Origin of the sequence: Patiriisocius sp. Uisw_017 (genome assembly GCF_047731265.1) — a bacterium.
Taxonomy (GTDB): Bacteria; Bacteroidota; Bacteroidia; order Flavobacteriales; family Flavobacteriaceae; genus Patiriisocius.
Genome location: NZ_CP159835.1, coordinates 986541 through 1004434, shown reverse-complemented (window position 1 = coordinate 1004434; position 17894 = coordinate 986541). Strand labels below are relative to the sequence as shown.

Sequence of the window (17894 nt, the reverse complement as noted above, 5' to 3'; positions counted from 1 at the left end):
TCTTAAGATTCTAATTTCAATTGAATCCTTTTTCTAGAAACATCAACCTCCAGCACCTTTACAATAACATGTTGCTGCAATGCAACATGTTCATTTACATCCTTTACAAATGTCTCAGACAAGTTGGAAACATGTATCAAACCACTTTCCTTAACGCCAACATCTACAAAACAGCCAAAAGCGGTTATATTATTAACAATACCAGGTAATAGCATCCCTGGTTGTAAGTCTTCAATTGTTTTAATATGCTGGTTAAAACTAAACACTTTTGCTTTTTGGCGTATGTCAAGTCCAGGTTTTTGAAGTTCTTTAATTATGTCTTCTAATGTTAGTATTCCAACATCTTCAGTGCAATATTTATGTAATGCAATATTTTTTAATGCAGTAGTATTTCCTATTAACTCTGTAACATTAATTCCTTGATCTTTGGCTATTTCTTTTATAAGAACGTATCGTTCTGGGTGTACTGAAGAATTATCTAGTGGATTCTTAGCATCTCTAATCCTTAAAAAACCAGCACCTTGCTCAAAGGCTTTTGCACCCAATCTGGGTACTTTTTTAATCTCATTTCTAGAAGTAAATGCTCCTTCTGTCTCGCGATATTCCACAATATTTTCTGCTAGTTTAGGACCTATACCCGAAACATAACTCAACAGCGGCACACTTGCTGTATTGATGTTTACACCTACGGCATTCACACAATTTTCCACAACACGATCTAAAGATTTTTTAAGTTGCGATTGATCTACGTCGTGCTGGTATTGTCCAACACCAATAGATTTGGCATCAATCTTCACAAGCTCTGCCAGTGGATCAGCAAGACGGCGACCTATGGATATTGCCCCTCTAACCGTTACATCATAATCAGGAAATTCTTCTCTTGCAATCTTACTTGCGGAGTAAATAGAAGCTCCAGCTTCACTAACGATAAAAATCTCAACGTCATTTTTAAAGGGTATTTTTTTGATAATAGCTTCCGTTTCTCTTGAGGCAGTTCCATTACCAATGGCAATTGCTTCAATATTGTAAGTTTCGGCTAATTTGCTTATTTTTCGTATTGCTTCATGTTCATCACTTTTTGGTGGATGAGGGAATATAGTGTCATTGTGCAAAAAGCTACCTTGTGCATCAAGGCAAACTACTTTACAGCCTGATCTAAAGCCAGGGTCAATAGCAAGAATACGTTTTTCACCTAAAGGGGAACCCAATAATAATTGCTTTAGATTTTTAGCAAAAATTGAAATTGCAGTTTCACCTGCTTTCTTCTTTGCTTGTACTAAAATTTCGTTTGATAAAGCGGGAAAGAGAAGTCTTTTGTACGCGTCTTCTAGAGCCTCTTTAATTTGGTCGGCACACGTGCCTCTAGAGCTTATGAGTTTAGAGGCTATTCTATCTAAAATACGCTCCTCTTCAATTTCAATTTTTACTCTAATAAAACCTTCATTTTCGGCTCTTAAAATTGCCAGTAATCTATGCGAAGGACATCGCTGTAAAGATTCATCCCAAGAAAAATAGTCTCTAAATTTTTGAGCTTTGTCTTCCTCTTTTTTGGATTTAACAACCTTAGTGCTAACCACAGCAAATCGCTCCAGTTGTTTGCGAATGTTGTTTCTAATATCCGTGCGTTCATTAATCCACTCGGCAACAATGTGTCTCGCACCTTCAAACGCATCTTCTATTGTGGGAACATTTGTGTTAGTATACCGCTGTGCAACACTCTCAAGATCTCTCGTATTTTGAGCCATTATAATTTTAGCCAATGGTTCTAGGCCATTTTTACGGGCCGTTTCAGCTTTGGTTTTACGTTTCTTTTTAAACGGAAGATAAAGGTCTTCAAGAGCAACAAGATTTGAAGTGCTCTTTATACTAGCCGAAATTTCTGTTGTTAATTCACCTTGTTCTTCAATTGCTTTTAAAATAGATTTTTTGCGCTTTTCAAGCGCTTCAAACTGTTCTTTGAGATGTACAATTTGTTCTATTTGAACTTCATCAAGGTTCCCCGTGCGTTCTTTTCTATAACGAGCAATAAAAGGAATAGTGCAATCTTCTGCTAATAGTGCTAGCGTGTTTTTTACACTTTCATTTGGGAGATTTGTTTGTTGGAGGATGTAGCTTAGCATAGTAAAAAAACCTGTCATGTTTTCAAAACTTGAGAGGTTTCCCATATTTAATAAATTAATTTATAGTCGCTCCATTTCCAACACCACTAGTGTCAGGATTCATAAAAACCAATCTCCCATCCGGAGTTTCGGTCATTAAAATCATTCCCTCACTTTCAACGCCACGAAGAGCACGAGGTGCTAGATTTACTAAAACGGCTACTTGTTTCCCAATTACTTCTTCAGCCGTAAAGCTTTCTGCAATTCCTGAAACGATGGTACGAACATCAATACCAGTGTCTACTTTTAAGATTAAAAGCTTCTTTGTTTTTGCCATTTTTTCAGCCTCTATAATCGTACCTACGCGCATATCGAGCTTGGTAAAATCATCAAACTGAACGGTCTCTTTCTGAGGCTCAACTTTCGCATTTGCCGCCTCATTTGCTTTTTTACTCGCTTCTAATTTATCCAATTGTGCTTGTATTTGTTCCTTTTCAATTTTGCTGAAAAGTAATTCAGATTTTGCGATAGTGAGGCCCCCTCTGCCTAAAGGCATCTCCATCAAAAGGGGAGAAATTTCTTGCAAAGAAGACCAATTTGGCAACTTTTCCAAACCGTCAAAATTGAACATTTTTTTGAGTTTAGCTGAAGTAAACGGTAAAAAAGGTTCGCTTAAAACAGCCAACGTAGCTGCGATTTGCAATGCCACAAACATCACCGTTTTGGTTCGTTCTTCGTCGGTTTTAATGGTTTTCCAGGGCTCTTCGTCTGCCAGATATTTGTTCCCCAAACGTGCTACATTCATCAACTCTTGTTGCGCTTCTCGGAAACGGTAACGCTCTATAGAACTTTCGATTACTGAAGGATAGGCTTTTAATTTGGTTAAGGTCTTTTCGTCAATTTTAGTAAAAGTACTTGGCTCAGGAACAATACCATCGTAATACTTATGCGTTAATACAGTAACTCGGTTAATGAAATTTCCAAATATGGCGACGAGCTCATTATTATTTCTTGCTTGAAAATCTGCCCATGTAAAATCATTGTCCTTTGTTTCAGGTGCATTTGCAGTTAAGGTATAACGCAAAACATCTTGCTGATTTGGAAAATCTTCTAAATATTCGTGCAACCAAACGGCCCAATTTTTACTGGTGGATATTTTATTCCCTTCGAGGTTTAAAAATTCGTTTGCAGGAACATTGTTTGGTAAAATATAACTTCCGTCAGCCTTTAACATACTTGGAAAAATGATACAATGAAATACAATATTATCTTTTCCTATAAAGTGAAGGAGTTTAGTTTCTTCGTCTTTCCAGTATGGTTCCCAGTCTTTTCCTTCGCGATCTGCCCATTCTTTTGTGGCCGAAATATAGCCAATAGGTGCATCAAACCAAACATATAAAACCTTCCCTTCTGCACCCTCAATAGGTACGGGGATTCCCCAATCTAAGTCACGCGTTACAGCGCGTGGACGCAAACCATCGTCAATCCAAGATTTACATTGGCCATAGACATTTGTTTTCCAATCTTTTTTATGATTCTCTAATATCCATTCTTTTAAAAACGGCTCATATTTGTTTAAAGGTAAAAACCAGTGTCTTGTTTCTTTTAATGAGGGCACCGCACCAGTAATGGCACTTTTAGGTTGTATTAAATCTGTTGCGTTGTGTGATGTTCCGCAAGCCTCACATTGATCTCCATAACTCTCTTCATTACCGCATTTAGGACAGGTTCCAACTATAAAACGGTCTGCTAAAAACTGGTCTGCTTCTGCATCATATAATTGCTCAGTTACTTCTTCTATAAATTTTCCTTCGTCATATAATTTCTTAAAAAATGCACTAGCAGTATCATGGTGAATCTTGGCAGAAGTACGGGAATAATTATCAAACGTAATTCCAAAGTCTCCAAACGATTTTTTAATAATTGCGTGGTATTTATCCACCACTTGTTGTGGTGTAATCCCTTCTTTTTTTGCTTTTATCGTAATGGGCACACCGTGCTCATCACTTCCACAGACAAAAGCTACGTCTTTTCCTTGTAAGCGCTGAAAACGTGCATAAATATCTGCGGGAATGTAAACACCTGCTAAGTGCCCAATGTGAACTGGTCCGTTTGTGTAAGGTAATGCAGCCGTGATGGTATATCTTTTAGGATCTCGAGTCATTATAAGTGTGCTTGAATATAGCTGCAAAAATAAGGATTTTATCTTCGGAAATGTGCAAGATTATAGACCGCTATCGCGGAAAGAGGAAAGACCATTCGCGTTGCTCATTGAAAGTGGAAAAACAGCTTGAAGCAGCAGGTTTTTAATCCTGAAAAGAGTACAAAGACACGTATGAAGGTTCTTTAGATGCAAGCCAATAAAGTATAAAATTTACGTTTTTAGAAAAACTAAAATAGATGCGTTTGCGATTGAAGCTTTTATTGGGATTTTTGATTTTCGAAACCTTTAGCACAACCGCTATTTCTCAAGAAGAAATTAGGTTCAATCAAAAACAGCTAGATGCGTATAAAGTAAGTGAGCACGTTTATAATTTTTGGTAGCATAAAAATTATATTAATGCTAACAACTACAAACATTTAAGCGAAGTAAGAGAAGGGGATACCTTACCCTATTTTGTAGATGACAGGGAGTATTAAGGGCTTGCTAATTATGGGATGAAATTTGTAGCTCTTGATAGATCAAATAACTTTACAGGAGAAAACTTTAAAATGTATTATTTAAAAATTGCTTTTGATTCTATATCGTATAAACCAGTAAACAGTATTGTTAAGCTAAAGGGAAATAAAACGGGTGGTTGGTCAAAAAAAGATTTTAATTATTTATATAAAAATTCTAATATTGAAAATAACGCAAAAGTTTTTATAGGTCAAAAAAGAGGTACGGTAAATAAATTATATTTACAACCATACCGCACAAATCCGTGTACCGCAATAGTTCAAGAGCTCTATGCAGAGTGGCATTGGGTGGACAGTACATCAACAAAATATATCATAAAATTAAAAGGAGAAGAAATTAAAGAACAAACTGTAATTGACCAATTCTCATCTTTCTATTTAGATTCTTATTCATTTTATAATACAAACCCTGGAGAGTAAAGAGCATTTGAAATTGAAGCAAAAATTAATAGAACCGTTATACTCGTTTTGGCCTCAGTTAAAGAAAATTCTACGTCAAAGTGCAAAGAATTTTGAATATGACACGATGCGAAGTGGGCTTAATAAATTTATGGAAATGTAATCTTGTTTTATGCTGTACAAAGGAAATCTGTACAGCAGTAAAAACTGTTCAGAATACAAGTATGAGTTAAATAGAATTGTGTGCTCTTTTTAAAATAAAAATGGTTTCATAGACGATCAAGGTTAATTTACGGCTTTTGGAGATAGTGAGAAAAATGAAGTTGAGGATACTCAATTTATGAATGAGCAGTTTGACTTTATTATGAAAGTATGAGATATCATGTTTTTTTCAAATTAAAAAAGCCAAAACGCTTAAATAAAATTATCCGAAAACTTAAAGAAAATGAAAAATCAATCACTATATTTAAATAAACTGAAAATCATGAAAATATTTATTACTCTTTTGGCGCTAACGGCAATTACTATTACAAATGCCCAATGGATTGCAGATACTGATGTAAATACATTGGTGACAGATTCTGAATCATCTGATATGCAATCTTTAGGAACCACAGCAGGAGAAACATACGTTGTGTATTGGAAAGTAGTTTCAGCACCTACTAACTACGAGTTAAGGTTGCAAGTTTTAGATGCAGACGGAAACCAAACTCTAGGAAATGAAGGGATACTAGTAAGCGACCAAATTCCTATGAGTACTTTTACCGTTATCTGGAAAACAGCGGTGGATGCAGAAGACAATTTATTTATAGGTGTAACAGGAACTGGTGGTGGAGACCCTGCTTTCGCTTTTAAACTGGACACTTCAGGAACCTCTTTATGGGGTGCTAATGGAGTAAATGTAGGCCAAGGAAATCTTGTTACCGTCTTCCCATTAAGCACAGGAGATGCAATTGTCGCTTGGTTTTCACCATCTGGTGCGGTAATGCAAAAATATGATGCAGACGGAGTTGCCGTATGGCCTTCAACACAAGAAATTACGACAGGTTCTGGGTTTACTGCACCCGCAAACTTTTTTGAAATAGCTGGGGGTAGTTTTATAGCTGTATTTCATCAACTTCTTAGCGGAATAAATTCTAATTTATATGCACAACGCTATAATAGTGATGGAGAAGCGCAATGGGTAAACGCAACACTATTAGCAGATAAAACCACACGTTTTAATCGCAGTTATGAAGGTGTAAATATTGACGATTCCGTTTTTATGAGCTATTCCGTTCCCACAGGTAACAGGTTTGATGCTTATGTACAACTTGTAAATAGCGATGGTTCTCTTCCTTGGGGAATAAATGGGTCAGATTTTGACACGAACGAAACCAACAATGAAACTGAAATTTCAATCGCTCTAAATTCTTTAGATGAGATCTATGCAGTTTGCACCTATTCAAACCCTAACCAAAGTATGAAGGGAGAATACATTCAAAAATTTGATACGACTACAGGCGCCCGCCTTTTTACAGATACTGCAAAAGAGCTGTATGCTATTGGCGATGAAATAGTACATGTTGGTCAATTACATCTTTATGAAGATACTCCTTGGTTTCTATTGAAAAATGGATTGGATAATGGTGCTACCTCAACCACGTTAGAAGCAATATATCTTGATGAAAATGGAGATTTTGCTTGGACTGAAGAGACAAGACCGCTAGCTACTTTTAATGCAAATAAAAGCAGAATACAATATACGGCAACAGTTGATGCGCAAAGTGTAGCCGTATTTATTGAAGATAAAGGTGATGGAAATAAAATATACGCCCAAAGAGCTTTTGAACAAATCCTTGCGGTAAATGACATAAACACCGGCATTTCATTTCAATATAACAATCCGGTGCGAGATATATTAACATTGGAATCTGAAGCGGAAATTTCTGAAATTAAATTGTACACTGTTACGGGACAATTAACCAACACTACAATAGAAAATGGTAAAGATATTGCCGTGAATATGTCACAACTAGCCTCAGGTATTTATGTATTACAAATACAGACTACTACGGGAACAGTGGCTAGCTTTAAGGTTGTGAAGCAATAAATTGAAATAATAGTGATACTGTAAAGCCAATCATTTTAAAATGATTGGCTTTACTTTTTTTAGAGAAGTTTTTTTTTACTTAGCAAAATATTGCTTTGTAAGCACTAAATCTATCTAATCAAAATACTCTTACTATAAAACTGTCCACCTGTATTAATACGATAGATGTATTGTCCAACAGCTAAATTTTGATTCGCTTTTAGCTTAACATCTATCACATTCTTTCCAATATAGAAAATTTCATTGGATAGGGCCGCGATTTCGTTTCCGAGGATATTAAATAGCTTGATTTCCACGTGCGCGGTATTTTTCATGTCTATTTCAATATACGTTCTATTGTTGCGATAGGTAGGAACGTGTTTAAAAGTAGAAACCGTATTGAAATCTTGGTTGCCCAAAGCGTTACAAGAAAAACCAAGGTCTAATGACTCGTATGTTTCATTTAAAAGTATGGTACTTACTATGGAGGGGTCTAAACAAAACCAATCTGTTAGTACAGTGGAGTACACATCTCTAAAATCTGTCGTTGGAATTAAATTATCAGCGTCATCCCAATTGTCTAAATCTGGATGGGTTCCTACAAAACCGTTTCCGTTAAGTCCAGCGCCAAATAGTAAGGTGGGTGATGCTGCACCATGATCGGTTCCATTGGAACCATTTTCATAAGGACGGCGACCAAATTCTGAAATCGTCATCCCTAAAACTTTATCATCATATCCTGCATCTGCAAGATCAATATAAAAGTTTTTGATAGCCGCCGCCATGTCTTCTAAAAGAACGCGATGATTTTCCACTTGGTTGGCGTGCGTGTCAAAACTCCCTAAAGAGACCATATACACTTTTGTACCTAGACCCCCTTTAATCATTCGCGCTACAATAGCGAGTTGATCAGATAAAGGTCCTTCAGTATATGGCGCCACGTTTGTAGAGGCGGTATATGCATCGTTAATCACACCTGCATAAGTAAAGGTTGTGTTGGCCGTTGCTCTCATAAACAACAATTTATCACCATAGACACAGTCTGGAATGTTTAACACATCGTGAATGGTACCGTTTTCTGCTACATTAGCGAGCTGGTCTGGATTGGCTACTGAGAATGCATAATTATTATCGGTCCCTTCAAAAATTAAATTTCCAAGGCTTCCTATCTGCACTGCCGGAGGAACTTCTGGAGGGCTAATTAGAAAATCTGGATATAGGTTTTCAAAATAGCGCCCCCACCATCCTGTAGGCTCGAAGTTAATTGCATCTGTCGAAGCCCAAATTTCAGAAGATCTAAAATGTGATAAATTTTGTTCTGGATAACCAACTCCGTGAATTACTTTCATATTTCCGTCTCCCCAAACAGACTCCAGTTGCCCCATATAATTGGGTAAAGCAAAATCATCGTTTAAGTTTAGTAAATCACTTTGTTCGTGTTTTATGGTAGGTCTTAGATTTGCATAGGTAGCATAATCGTAAATGGGAACAATAGTGTTCAATCCATCATTACCTCCTTTTAATCTAATAATAACCAGTATGTTATCATTTTCAGATTGAGAGAGTGCTACGGAAAGTGGTGAGGCTGCAGTAGCGCTCACATTAGTGCCTCCTAGTGCCATACTACCTGCACCTGCGAGACCTAATGCCTGTATAAAAGAACGGCGATTCCAGGTTGCGTGTTCTTGATCGTGAGCATTTTTAGGCTGCTCTTTTTTATTTTTTGTATGTTGGTTTGGAAGATGATTTTCGCACATAGCAATTTTATTTTAGTTGAAATTCTGGCATACGGATCATGTGAATAAGTAGTAAATACATTTGATAAGGAGCAGAGTCCCAATTGAGGTTCCAGATCCCATCGTCATAATAGTTTTGAGGTACTTCCCACTTTAAGATAGTGGATGCAATGTCATAGTCTGCTTCGGTAAATAATTCTTTTGCATTAAAGAAATCTACAACAGCCTTTGTAATTACTTCTGGATCGTTGCTGTCATTAGATAGTTCTCTGGCAATATCAACGAAGGATCCTTGTAGTTCTTCTTGAAATAAATAGTTGTGCAAGAATTCCATCGCTTGCCATCTTCCAGTGAGTGTAGAACTATTTATCCAAGTTTCATCTCGCTGCCAACCCGAAACATCTGGCGGGTCATATAGTTCTTGTCCTATGAGACCTCCAAAATAAATGAACGCTCCCATCATGGTATCGTCGTAATAAAAATCACTTTCATTTAAATAGGTAAATAAAATATCAAAAGGACTTTTAATGATGACTCCTTCAGCACGACTGTCAAAAAAATGTTCGCTTTTAAAAAGCCGTTTCAGCATTGGTAATATGTCAAAATTTGAGTCGATTAGTGTTTGAGACAAAGGTCCAATAATGTTTTGTTCGATTAAAACATCTACTTCGTGACTCACAAAAAATTGATACAATTTTTTGCAAATAAAATTAGCTATTTCACTTTCTCGTTGTTCAAAAAGGGTGTTGATTAGATCTTCATAGGTTAGCACATTTGTTTGGCCAAACACTGTTTTAGGGTCTTCATCCCAAGTACTTGCATCAAAATAAATTTGTGCTCCAGGTTCGTCCCAGTTATTATAACCAGTAAGTGCACGAGCTGCCTCTAGTATGTCTTGTTGCGTATAATTATTGTCTGCCCCAAGGGTGAATAGTTCAAAAAGTTCCCTCGCATAGTTCTCATTGGGATTAAATTTTGTGTTTTCAAAACCATTTAAATAGACTAGCATTGTGCTATTAATCCCTACATCGTGGACAAATGTTTTGAAGTTTCCCAGCGCATTGGTCTGCATCAAATTATAGTATCGATACATATACGGGGCATAGGAATATTGTTCTAATTCAGTCACAAAATGATTCATCCAAAAAAGGGTAAGACGTCCTCTGAGCCCTTGGGTTACCGTATCATTTCCGGTTTGTAAAAGCCATTCTTCTATGAACTGTTGGTTTTGGGTATTAAAATCATTAAAATCGCTTACTGCAAAATTTCCCCAAGGTGGCGCAGGGGTCACATCCACAGCCGTAGCTTCATCCACTAAAAAATCGATAAGTGCTCCGGGGGTTTGTAATAATGCGGAGTCTATGGTTGCAAGATTCGCTCCATATCCCAACCTTCTATAGATATGTTTTATTTTTTTGGTACTCCATGGATTTGATGACGAAGGCACATAGGGTGCAAGGGTACTCGTATTGCAAGGTTGATTGGTGTTGATTTCCATAAACTATAGATTTGATGGCGCCAATTGTGTAAAGGATGTATATTTTTACACGACAAATTTATGACCTAAATATAACTTAAAAGTTTACTATTTAGTGTGTTAAAATTTATAAATTCTTTATGACACGTCCACAAAGCCTAAGAAAAGGAGATACTATTTTTATCGTTTCAACCGCAAGAGCTATTACTGCGGAAGAACTAAAGCCGGCAATTGCTATATTGAAAACTTGGGGATTGAGCTATGTGTTGGGACACACAATAGGAGCCCGTGAAAACCAATTTGCAGGCAGCGATAGGTCGCGTAGTATTGATTTTCAAGAAGCAATAAATAATCCAGAAGTAAAAGCAATCTGGTGTGCGCGTGGTGGCTACGGAACGGCAAGAATGGTTGATGCATTAGACTTTTCAGTATTTTTAAAAAACCCGAAATGGATTATCGGTTACAGTGATATTACCGTGTTGCACAATCATATAAACAATTTGGGTGTTGCCACTATTCACGGCCAAATGTGTCTCGAGATTGAAGCGAAAACCGAAGCAACCAGAATCACATTGAAAGAGGCAATCTTCGGAAACTTAAATGAGATTCAATATAAAGTCAAAACCTCGTCATTAAACAAAAACGGAACCACAAAAGGCATCCTCGTAGGCGGAAACCTATCGGTACTTTATTCCATAATAGGAAGCTCGTCCATGGTTGATTTAAAAGGGAAAATTCTCTTTATTGAAGATTTAGATGAGATGCTATACCATATAGACAGGATGCTTCAGAGTTTAAAGAGAAGCAGGATTTTAGAAAGTCTCGCCGGTATTATCGTGGGAGGAATGAGTGTTATGAGAGACAACACAATACCCTTTGGAAAATCTGCAAATGAAATTGTAGCTGAGGCAGTTTCAAGTTATAATTTCCCGGTTTGCTATGGTTTTCCTGCTGGGCATGTTGAAGATAATCGCGCTTTGATTTTTGGTGCTGAAATAGAATTAGAGATAACCAATGAGAATTGTACAGTTTCCTATTTGTAATCCTAAACCTTAAGGGTCATCATTTTTTGTGATTTCTATAAAAACCTGTAAACTAATGTATATTGTAATTTAATTTAAACCAAGCCGCATACTGAGCGGAGTCGAAGGATGGCAGAACATAATGAGTTAGGAAAACTAGGAGAAGAACTCGCTGCGCAATATTTACTGGGTAAAGGCTACGAAATTGTAGAACGAAATTGGACGTTTAAAAAAGGAGAATTAGATATCATCGCCAAGTTTGAAAATCAAATTATAGTAGTAGAAGTTAAAACGAGAAATAGTAATTTCTTTGGGGATCCTCAAGAATTTGTAAGTCCGGCAAAAATTAAAATGCTCGTAAAAACTTCAAACGAATATATATTAGAAAATGATATTTCATTAGAAACGCGCTTTGATATTATTGCCGTTCTAAAAAATAGCAAACAAGAAAGTATTGAGCATTTTGAGAATGCGTTCTATCATTTTTAATTAGCTACAAATTAACGCAATGGGAGAATTTAAACATTGCGGAATTAATAGTTTTAAATTATGATTCTTTTATCTTTTCTTTTACTAGCTGTGCGATTTTGTATAGCATTATAATTTCTAAAATTCTGGTCGGGATCAATAGCATTACGCCACCCGTAGCAAAAATCACAATTAAGAAACAGCTGTACGTAACAATTTCAAAAATCCCAGTTATTGTAGCAATATTCCCCAAAGGCTTTTGAAACCTGATCATAGCAACACCCATTAAAATTCCTATGACACCAAACGAAATTAATTTCGCGATTAAAATGACACTTTGATCTAACGGTTCAAAAAACAACGATGTAATATCAATACTATAAAAAGCTACGTTGAAAACAAGCATAATGAAAACTACCACTTTTAACAGGTAATTATTGAGAATATTTCCCGCTAGTATAAAACCTCTAAGAAAAAGAATAAGTGATGCAAGCATTAAAATCTTTAAGGGTATATAAAAGAAATTTGGGTATAAAGGATCATTTTCAAAAACACGATATGCATCTGCAGGAAGCTCTAAAAATACTAGAACGAAGTAAACAATACCAGCAATCCAAGCAATTTTTAAATGTTTCGTAATAAAACTGGCTTGTTGTTCATCATCAATTTTTAGAAAAAAAGCTTTTTTGAGTCCGTTCTCGAGATTGCTTTCAGTGAAATTTTCAAAGTCTTCACCTAAAGCCGCGAGTATAGTTTTTATAGTATATGTTCTTGGGACTACTTCGCCAGCTTCTATGCGTTGGATAGCTCGTACGCTAATATTACATTGCGCAACTAATTCTTCTTGTGTTAATCCTTTTTCCTGCCTTAGAGATAATAACCTTTGTCCGAGTGCTGGTTGTTGCATTGTATTTGATTTTTGAATTATAAAGCAATACTACAGCCTAGTTTCAAGTTGACCAATTTTAACGGTATCATTTTACCCGTCATTTACCTGACATAATATTTTTTATAGGGGTTAAGGAATATATGCAACCATAATTATTTTACAGCTTTAAAAATTTTGAAAGACATTAATTAAATATAAAATCGTGTTTTAGTTAGATTTTTGTAATCAATACACTGAATCTTTGCCACGAAAGCGTTTATTCATCTCTAGCTTCTACTAGCAATATCAAGTCTTCCAATGTTTCAGGTTTTGCTACGATTTTTTTGTCTTTATCTAAAAGATAATAACTTGGTGTTTCAGTAACATCGTATTTATTGCCAATCTCGTTATTCCATTTGCCTAACCCAAGAACGTTCGTGAAACCCGAAAACTGCGCAGCTTTTGGAGTCCATTCTTGTTCAAAATCTTCAAGGCCTACAGCAATTACTTTAAATTTGTTTTCAGGTAAGGCAGCCATATATTCATGAAGAATAGGCACTTCTTCAAGACAATGCGAACAAAGGCTGCTCCAAAAAAAAACAATATAATTTTCAGCACCATCTAGTGTCAAAAGAGAACCTGGTTTTTTAGTAATTTCTTTGAATGCAGGCCACGAAAAATCTGGGGCTACTTTACCTAATGAGAGACTTTTTGTTAATCTTAAAGCAGCAGCGAGATAAGGGTCATTGGCGCTTTCGGAAATAGCGATGAGGTGTTTTTCAGCCAGATAATTAGAGAGTTCTAATTGTTCATTAACGATCATAAAGTCATATACATTCTTGAGTAAGTTTTTTTGATATTGCGGTGTTGTGCTTTGTAACTTTTCGACTAGTAAATCTATATGCTCCTTTCGCGATGCTATTTTATTTTCGGGGTCAGAATGATTAAAAATATACTTTAATGATTGTTCTAAAAGAATGGCAGAGTTTTGAAGTAATGGATTTGACACATCCATAACTTCTAACAAGTCTTTTTTTGCTGCTATTTTATAATCTTGTATATCTTCTAATTTTGAAGGAAAATAAGGCTTGGTGACATTTATAAAGGTGTATGCTGTAGTGCCTTTAGCTTGTTTTTGCACACTATCAAGCCACCCTTTTTTTTCTTTTAGTAGCTTGCGTACTTCTTTTTTGTTGAAACTAGTTTCTGTAAATTGTGTTGTAAGTTCTTTTTCAAACATGCCGCTTTCTTTGCGATAGTTGGTCCAGAGTTTATTTTCATCAGAAACAAGAAATATAGCACCTTCTTTGTTTGAAAAATTAAATTCTATATCTTCTTTTCCATTGTAAATAAAATCGAAGAAATATTGATCTTGGGGTACATTGTATACAATGCGATGCATACCTGGTTTTAAATCTTTTGGTAAGGTTATTTTAAAAGTGCCATCTGCCGCGATATTTGAGTCTGCCACATAAAAGACATTATCAGGAGCAATCCTGTATAAAATTGCAAATGTGTACCCTTCGGCTGGATTAAAATGACCTTTCATTGCTTGTTGTGAAAAGGCAATAACTGGAAATAATAAAAGAAAAAATAGCTTTTTAATCATCATCGTATTTTTATAAAGATACAAGATTGTAATCGAGTGCTATGCCGAAAATGAACTCAACAATCCCACAATTCTTTTTACAGAAGTAGCTTTATCAATCGTTAACAACAAGCGCAATCCATTTCTAGTTTGCTTCTCTTTTATTTTAACTGTTTGTGAATGTGTTTGAACAAATTGCAATACTTTGGAAAACGAGTCTGTTTGATAGAAATTGCTCTGTTGATCTGCTATAAAATAACCTACGAGTTTCCCTTTTTTCATAATGATGCGCTCTAGTCCCATTTGTCTCGCCATCCATTTTATACGCACACTATTTAATAAATCTTCAACCTCTTGAGGATACTCACCAAAGCGGTCTTCGAGCGCTGCCTGAAATTTTAAAAGACCTTCTTCATCTTTAATTTCATTTAACTTTGTGTAAAGGTTTAAACGTTCTGTAATATTATTCACATAATCATCGGGAAATAACAATTCAAAATCGGTATCAATCATTACTTCTTTTACAAAAGCACGGGGTCCTTGGTTCCGCTCCGACTCCGAGTACAAATCTTTGAACTCTTTTTCTTTTAGTTCTTCAATGGCTTCGGCTAAAATCTTTTGATAGGTTTCAAAGCCTATTTCGTTTATAAAACCACTTTGTTCTCCTCCTAATAAATCTCCGGCACCGCGAATTTCAAGATCTTTCATCGCGATGTTAAGACCACTGCCTAATTCAGAAAACTGCTCTAGTGCGGTAATGCGTTTACGAGCCTCATCGGTCATGGCCGAAAACGGCGGTGTTATAAAATAACAGAATGCTTTTTTATTACTTCTACCCACGCGTCCACGCATTTGGTGTAAGTCTGAAAGCCCAAAATTATTCGCATTATTTATAAAAATGGTGTTGGCGTTGGGAACGTCCAATCCGCTTTCAATAATGGTAGTTGAAACTAAGACGTCAAATTTATTATTCATAAAACCGAGCATTAACGATTCTAGTTTTTTTCCGTCCATTTGCCCGTGACCAATTCCTATTTTAGCATCAGGCACCAAACGCTGAATCATACCAGCAACTTCTTTAATGTTTTCAATACGGTTGTGTACAAAAAACACTTGTCCGCCACGTGAAATTTCATATCTCACTGCATCCCGAATAGATTCTTCCCCAAAACGAATTACGTGCGTTTCCACTGGATAGCGATTGGGTGGAGGTGTATTAATGACACTTAAATCCCGTGCTGCCATCAATGAAAACTGAAGGGTTCGAGGAATTGGTGTCGCGGTTAATGTCAACGTGTCCACATTTTCTTTGATAGTCTTCAACTTATCTTTTACAGAAACTCCAAACTTTTGTTCTTCGTCAATAATTAACAAACCAAGGTCTTTAAATTCCACAGCCTTGCTCACCAATTGGTGCGTTCCAATGAGAATATCTAGTTTTCCAGACTTTAAATTGTCTAATATTGTACGACGTTCCTTTGTACTGCGAAAACGGTTCAGGTAATCTACATTTACAGGCATTCCATCAAGACGTTCACTAAATGTTTTGTGATGCTGAAATGCCAATATTGTAGTGGGCACTAATATAGCAACTTGTTTCCCATTGTCCACCGCCTTAAATGCGGCACGCACAGCGACTTCAGTCTTGCCAAAACCTACATCCCCGCATACTAAACGATCCATAGGTCGCTCACTTTCCATATCTGCTTTTACATCTGCAGTAGCAGTACCTTGATCTGGCGTGTCCTCATACATAAAGCTAGATTCTAGCTCGTGTTGCAGGTAACTGTCTGGGTCATATTGAAACCCTTTTTGAAGCCTGCGTTTTGCGTATAATTGGATTAAATCAAAAGCAATTTTCTTAACACGGGTCTTTGTCTTTTGCTTCAGTTTTTTCCAAGCCGCACTACCCAATTTGTAAATTTTTGGAGTGGTGCCGTCTTTACCGTTGTATTTTGAAATTTTGTGTAGCGAATGAATACTAAGGTATAAAATATCGCGTTCGCCGTATATTAATTTTATGGCCTCCTGCTGTTTTCCTTCTACTTCAATTTTTTGAAGTCCGCCAAATTTTCCAATCCCGTGGTCAATATGTGTTACAAAATCACCTACTTCAAGGTTGGTTAATTCCTTTAAAGTGATGGCTTGTTTTTTAGCATAGCCATTCTTTAAATTAAATTTATGGTAGCGTTCAAAAATCTGATGGTCTGTATAGCAAACATTTCTGTTTTCGTAGTCAATAAATCCTTGGTATAAAGGAAACACAACCGTTTCAAATTGATCTACATGTCCTTGAGCATCCTCAAAAATATCGTGAAACCGTTTTGCTTGTGATTGACTACTGCAAAAAATATAATTGGTATACCCGTCTGCGGTGTTCGTATTTAAATTTTCAATCAACAAATTAAATTGCTTGTTAAACGAAGGTTGTGGAACAGTGCTGAAAGAAATCGAAATCGCAGTTGAAGTCGAAAGCGAACTTTTCTCTTTGAGACCAAGTGTGTTTTTTGTTTGAAGTGTAATGTTAGTAAATTCCTTTAATTGCGCTTTCAGTAGTAGCGAAGTACAAAATAATTCAGCAGGTTTATTAACGTTTATTTCGCCTTCATTTTCTGAATAGGCTTCTGTTGCTTTTGCAAATAGTTTGTCCATAGCCCCACTCAAGAGCTCTTCATTCTTTAAACAGACGACTGTTTTTGAGGAAATGTATTTTAAAAAAGAGGTGCGCTTACTAAGCGAAGCCGAAGCATCCACATTGGGAATAATTGAAATCTTTTTAAGCTGTTCTAAGGAAAGCTGCGTTTCTACATCAAACGTGCGAATGCTGTCTACATCATCCCCAAAAAATTCAATGCGATATGGTTCATCATTGCTGAAACTAAAAACATCTAAGATTCCTCCACGTACGGAAAATTCGCCTGGTTCTGTAACGAAATCAACTCTTCTAAATTTGTATTCGAATAATATTTCGTTTACAAAATCGATAGATACGTGTTCCTCTACCGAAAGTTTTAAGGTGTTTTTTTCAAGTTCTTTCTTAGTAACTACTTTCTCAAAAAGTGCTTCAGGATACGTTACGATTAAAGCAGGCTTTCTTCGGGAATTAATTCGGTTTAAAACCTCACTTCTTAAAAGTACGTTCGCATTATCGGTTTCTTCTATTTGATAAGGTCTTCGGTAGCTGCCAGGGTAGAACAAAACAGTTTCTTCACCCAGTAAAGTTTCTAAATCATTGAGGTGATAAGCGGCTTCTTCTTTATCATTGAGTATTACTAAAAAGGGTTTTTCTGAAGCTTTAAAAGCTTCGGCTAGTACCAATGAAACTGCGCTTCCTACTAATCCAGAAAGGACGCAGTTATCCCTGCCTTCTTGAGAAAGCTGGGAGTTTAACTCTTTCAAAGCACGGGACTTTGAAAATAGGGAACGAACCAATTTTTTACTCATCAGCTTGCAAATATAGTTTGTTTAATAGGCTCGAATCTAAGAA

11 protein-coding genes are annotated in these 17894 nt (G+C 36.2%); 4 read left to right on the top strand and 7 right to left on the bottom strand.

Going from position 1 to position 17894, the window contains the following annotated elements:
- Positions 1–2 precede the first annotated feature (2 nt).
- Positions 3–2120 (bottom strand): Tex family protein, encoded by a 2118-nt coding sequence (locus tag ABXT67_RS04530; RefSeq protein WP_415376925.1) that lies wholly within the window; start codon positions 2118–2120, stop codon positions 3–5.
- Between the two features lie 55 nt (positions 2121–2175).
- Positions 2176–4263: a methionine--tRNA ligase gene (gene metG, locus ABXT67_RS04525; RefSeq protein WP_415376924.1), complete on the bottom strand. Its 2088-nt coding sequence runs from the start codon at positions 4261–4263 to the stop codon at positions 2176–2178.
- 548 nt (positions 4264–4811) lie between these two features.
- On the opposite strand from metG, the gene ABXT67_RS04520 reads away from it, so the two are divergent.
- On the top strand, positions 4812–5198 hold the full coding sequence (locus tag ABXT67_RS04520; RefSeq protein WP_415376095.1) for a hypothetical protein: 387 nt from the start codon (positions 4812–4814) through the stop codon (positions 5196–5198).
- A 463-nt stretch (positions 5199–5661) separates the two neighbouring features.
- Positions 5662–7269 (top strand): T9SS type A sorting domain-containing protein, encoded by a 1608-nt coding sequence (locus ABXT67_RS04515; protein ID WP_415376094.1) that lies wholly within the window; start codon positions 5662–5664, stop codon positions 7267–7269.
- A gap of 110 nt (positions 7270–7379) precedes the next feature.
- Here the strand turns inward: ABXT67_RS04515 and ABXT67_RS04510 are convergent, their stop codons facing one another.
- Together ABXT67_RS04510 and ABXT67_RS04505 are read right to left on the bottom strand one after the other, a co-directional pair.
- The gene (locus tag ABXT67_RS04510; protein WP_415376093.1) at positions 7380–9005 is read right to left on the bottom strand and encodes a DUF1501 domain-containing protein; all 1626 of its coding nucleotides are present in this window, start codon (positions 9003–9005) and stop codon (positions 7380–7382) included.
- Between the two features lie 7 nt (positions 9006–9012).
- Positions 9013–10482 (bottom strand): DUF1800 domain-containing protein, encoded by a 1470-nt coding sequence (locus ABXT67_RS04505; protein WP_415376092.1) that lies wholly within the window; start codon positions 10480–10482, stop codon positions 9013–9015.
- A 119-nt stretch (positions 10483–10601) separates the two neighbouring features.
- Between ABXT67_RS04505 and ABXT67_RS04500 the strand changes: the two genes are divergently transcribed.
- Both ABXT67_RS04500 and ABXT67_RS04495 read left to right on the top strand, forming a co-directional pair.
- Positions 10602–11504: a S66 peptidase family protein gene (locus tag ABXT67_RS04500; protein ID WP_415376091.1), complete on the top strand. Its 903-nt coding sequence runs from the start codon at positions 10602–10604 to the stop codon at positions 11502–11504.
- A gap of 108 nt (positions 11505–11612) precedes the next feature.
- On the top strand, positions 11613–11972 hold the full coding sequence (locus tag ABXT67_RS04495; RefSeq protein ID WP_415376090.1) for a YraN family protein: 360 nt from the start codon (positions 11613–11615) through the stop codon (positions 11970–11972).
- 58 nt (positions 11973–12030) lie between these two features.
- Here ABXT67_RS04495 and ABXT67_RS04490 read toward each other — a convergent pair whose 3' ends face one another.
- The 3 genes from ABXT67_RS04490 to mfd all read right to left on the bottom strand — a co-directional run bounded on the left by ABXT67_RS04490 (position 12031) and on the right by mfd (position 17851).
- Positions 12031–12858 carry a helix-turn-helix domain-containing protein gene (locus ABXT67_RS04490; protein ID WP_415376089.1) on the bottom strand — a complete coding sequence of 276 codons (828 nt, stop codon included), beginning with the start codon at positions 12856–12858 and terminating at the stop codon, positions 12031–12033.
- A 238-nt stretch (positions 12859–13096) separates the two neighbouring features.
- Positions 13097–14431, bottom strand: coding sequence for a TlpA family protein disulfide reductase (locus ABXT67_RS04485; protein WP_415376088.1), 1335 nt, complete (start codon positions 14429–14431; stop codon positions 13097–13099).
- Between the two features lie 36 nt (positions 14432–14467).
- Complete coding sequence (gene mfd, locus ABXT67_RS04480) at positions 14468–17851, bottom strand: transcription-repair coupling factor (RefSeq protein ID WP_415376087.1); 3384 nt, start codon at positions 17849–17851, stop codon at positions 14468–14470.
- Positions 17852–17894 lie beyond the last annotated feature (43 nt).

Bases quoted from the DNA above. Each gene is read 5' to 3' on its own strand.
- ABXT67_RS04530 (WP_415376925.1), bottom strand. From the start codon at position 2,120: ATGCTAAGCTACATCCTCCAACAAACAAATCTCCCAAATGAAAGTGTA.
- metG (WP_415376924.1), bottom strand. From the start codon at position 4,263: ATGACTCGAGATCCTAAAAGATATACCATCACGGCTGCATTACCTTAC.
- ABXT67_RS04520 (WP_415376095.1), top strand. From the start codon at position 4,812: ATGTATTATTTAAAAATTGCTTTTGATTCTATATCGTATAAACCAGTA.
- ABXT67_RS04515 (WP_415376094.1), top strand. From the start codon at position 5,662: ATGAAAATATTTATTACTCTTTTGGCGCTAACGGCAATTACTATTACA.
- ABXT67_RS04510 (WP_415376093.1), bottom strand. From the start codon at position 9,005: ATGTGCGAAAATCATCTTCCAAACCAACATACAAAAAATAAAAAAGAG.
- ABXT67_RS04505 (WP_415376092.1), bottom strand. From the start codon at position 10,482: ATGGAAATCAACACCAATCAACCTTGCAATACGAGTACCCTTGCACCC.
- ABXT67_RS04500 (WP_415376091.1), top strand. From the start codon at position 10,602: ATGACACGTCCACAAAGCCTAAGAAAAGGAGATACTATTTTTATCGTT.
- ABXT67_RS04495 (WP_415376090.1), top strand. From the start codon at position 11,613: ATGGCAGAACATAATGAGTTAGGAAAACTAGGAGAAGAACTCGCTGCG.
- ABXT67_RS04490 (WP_415376089.1), bottom strand. From the start codon at position 12,858: ATGCAACAACCAGCACTCGGACAAAGGTTATTATCTCTAAGGCAGGAA.
- ABXT67_RS04485 (WP_415376088.1), bottom strand. From the start codon at position 14,431: ATGATGATTAAAAAGCTATTTTTTCTTTTATTATTTCCAGTTATTGCC.
- mfd (WP_415376087.1), bottom strand. From the start codon at position 17,851: ATGAGTAAAAAATTGGTTCGTTCCCTATTTTCAAAGTCCCGTGCTTTG.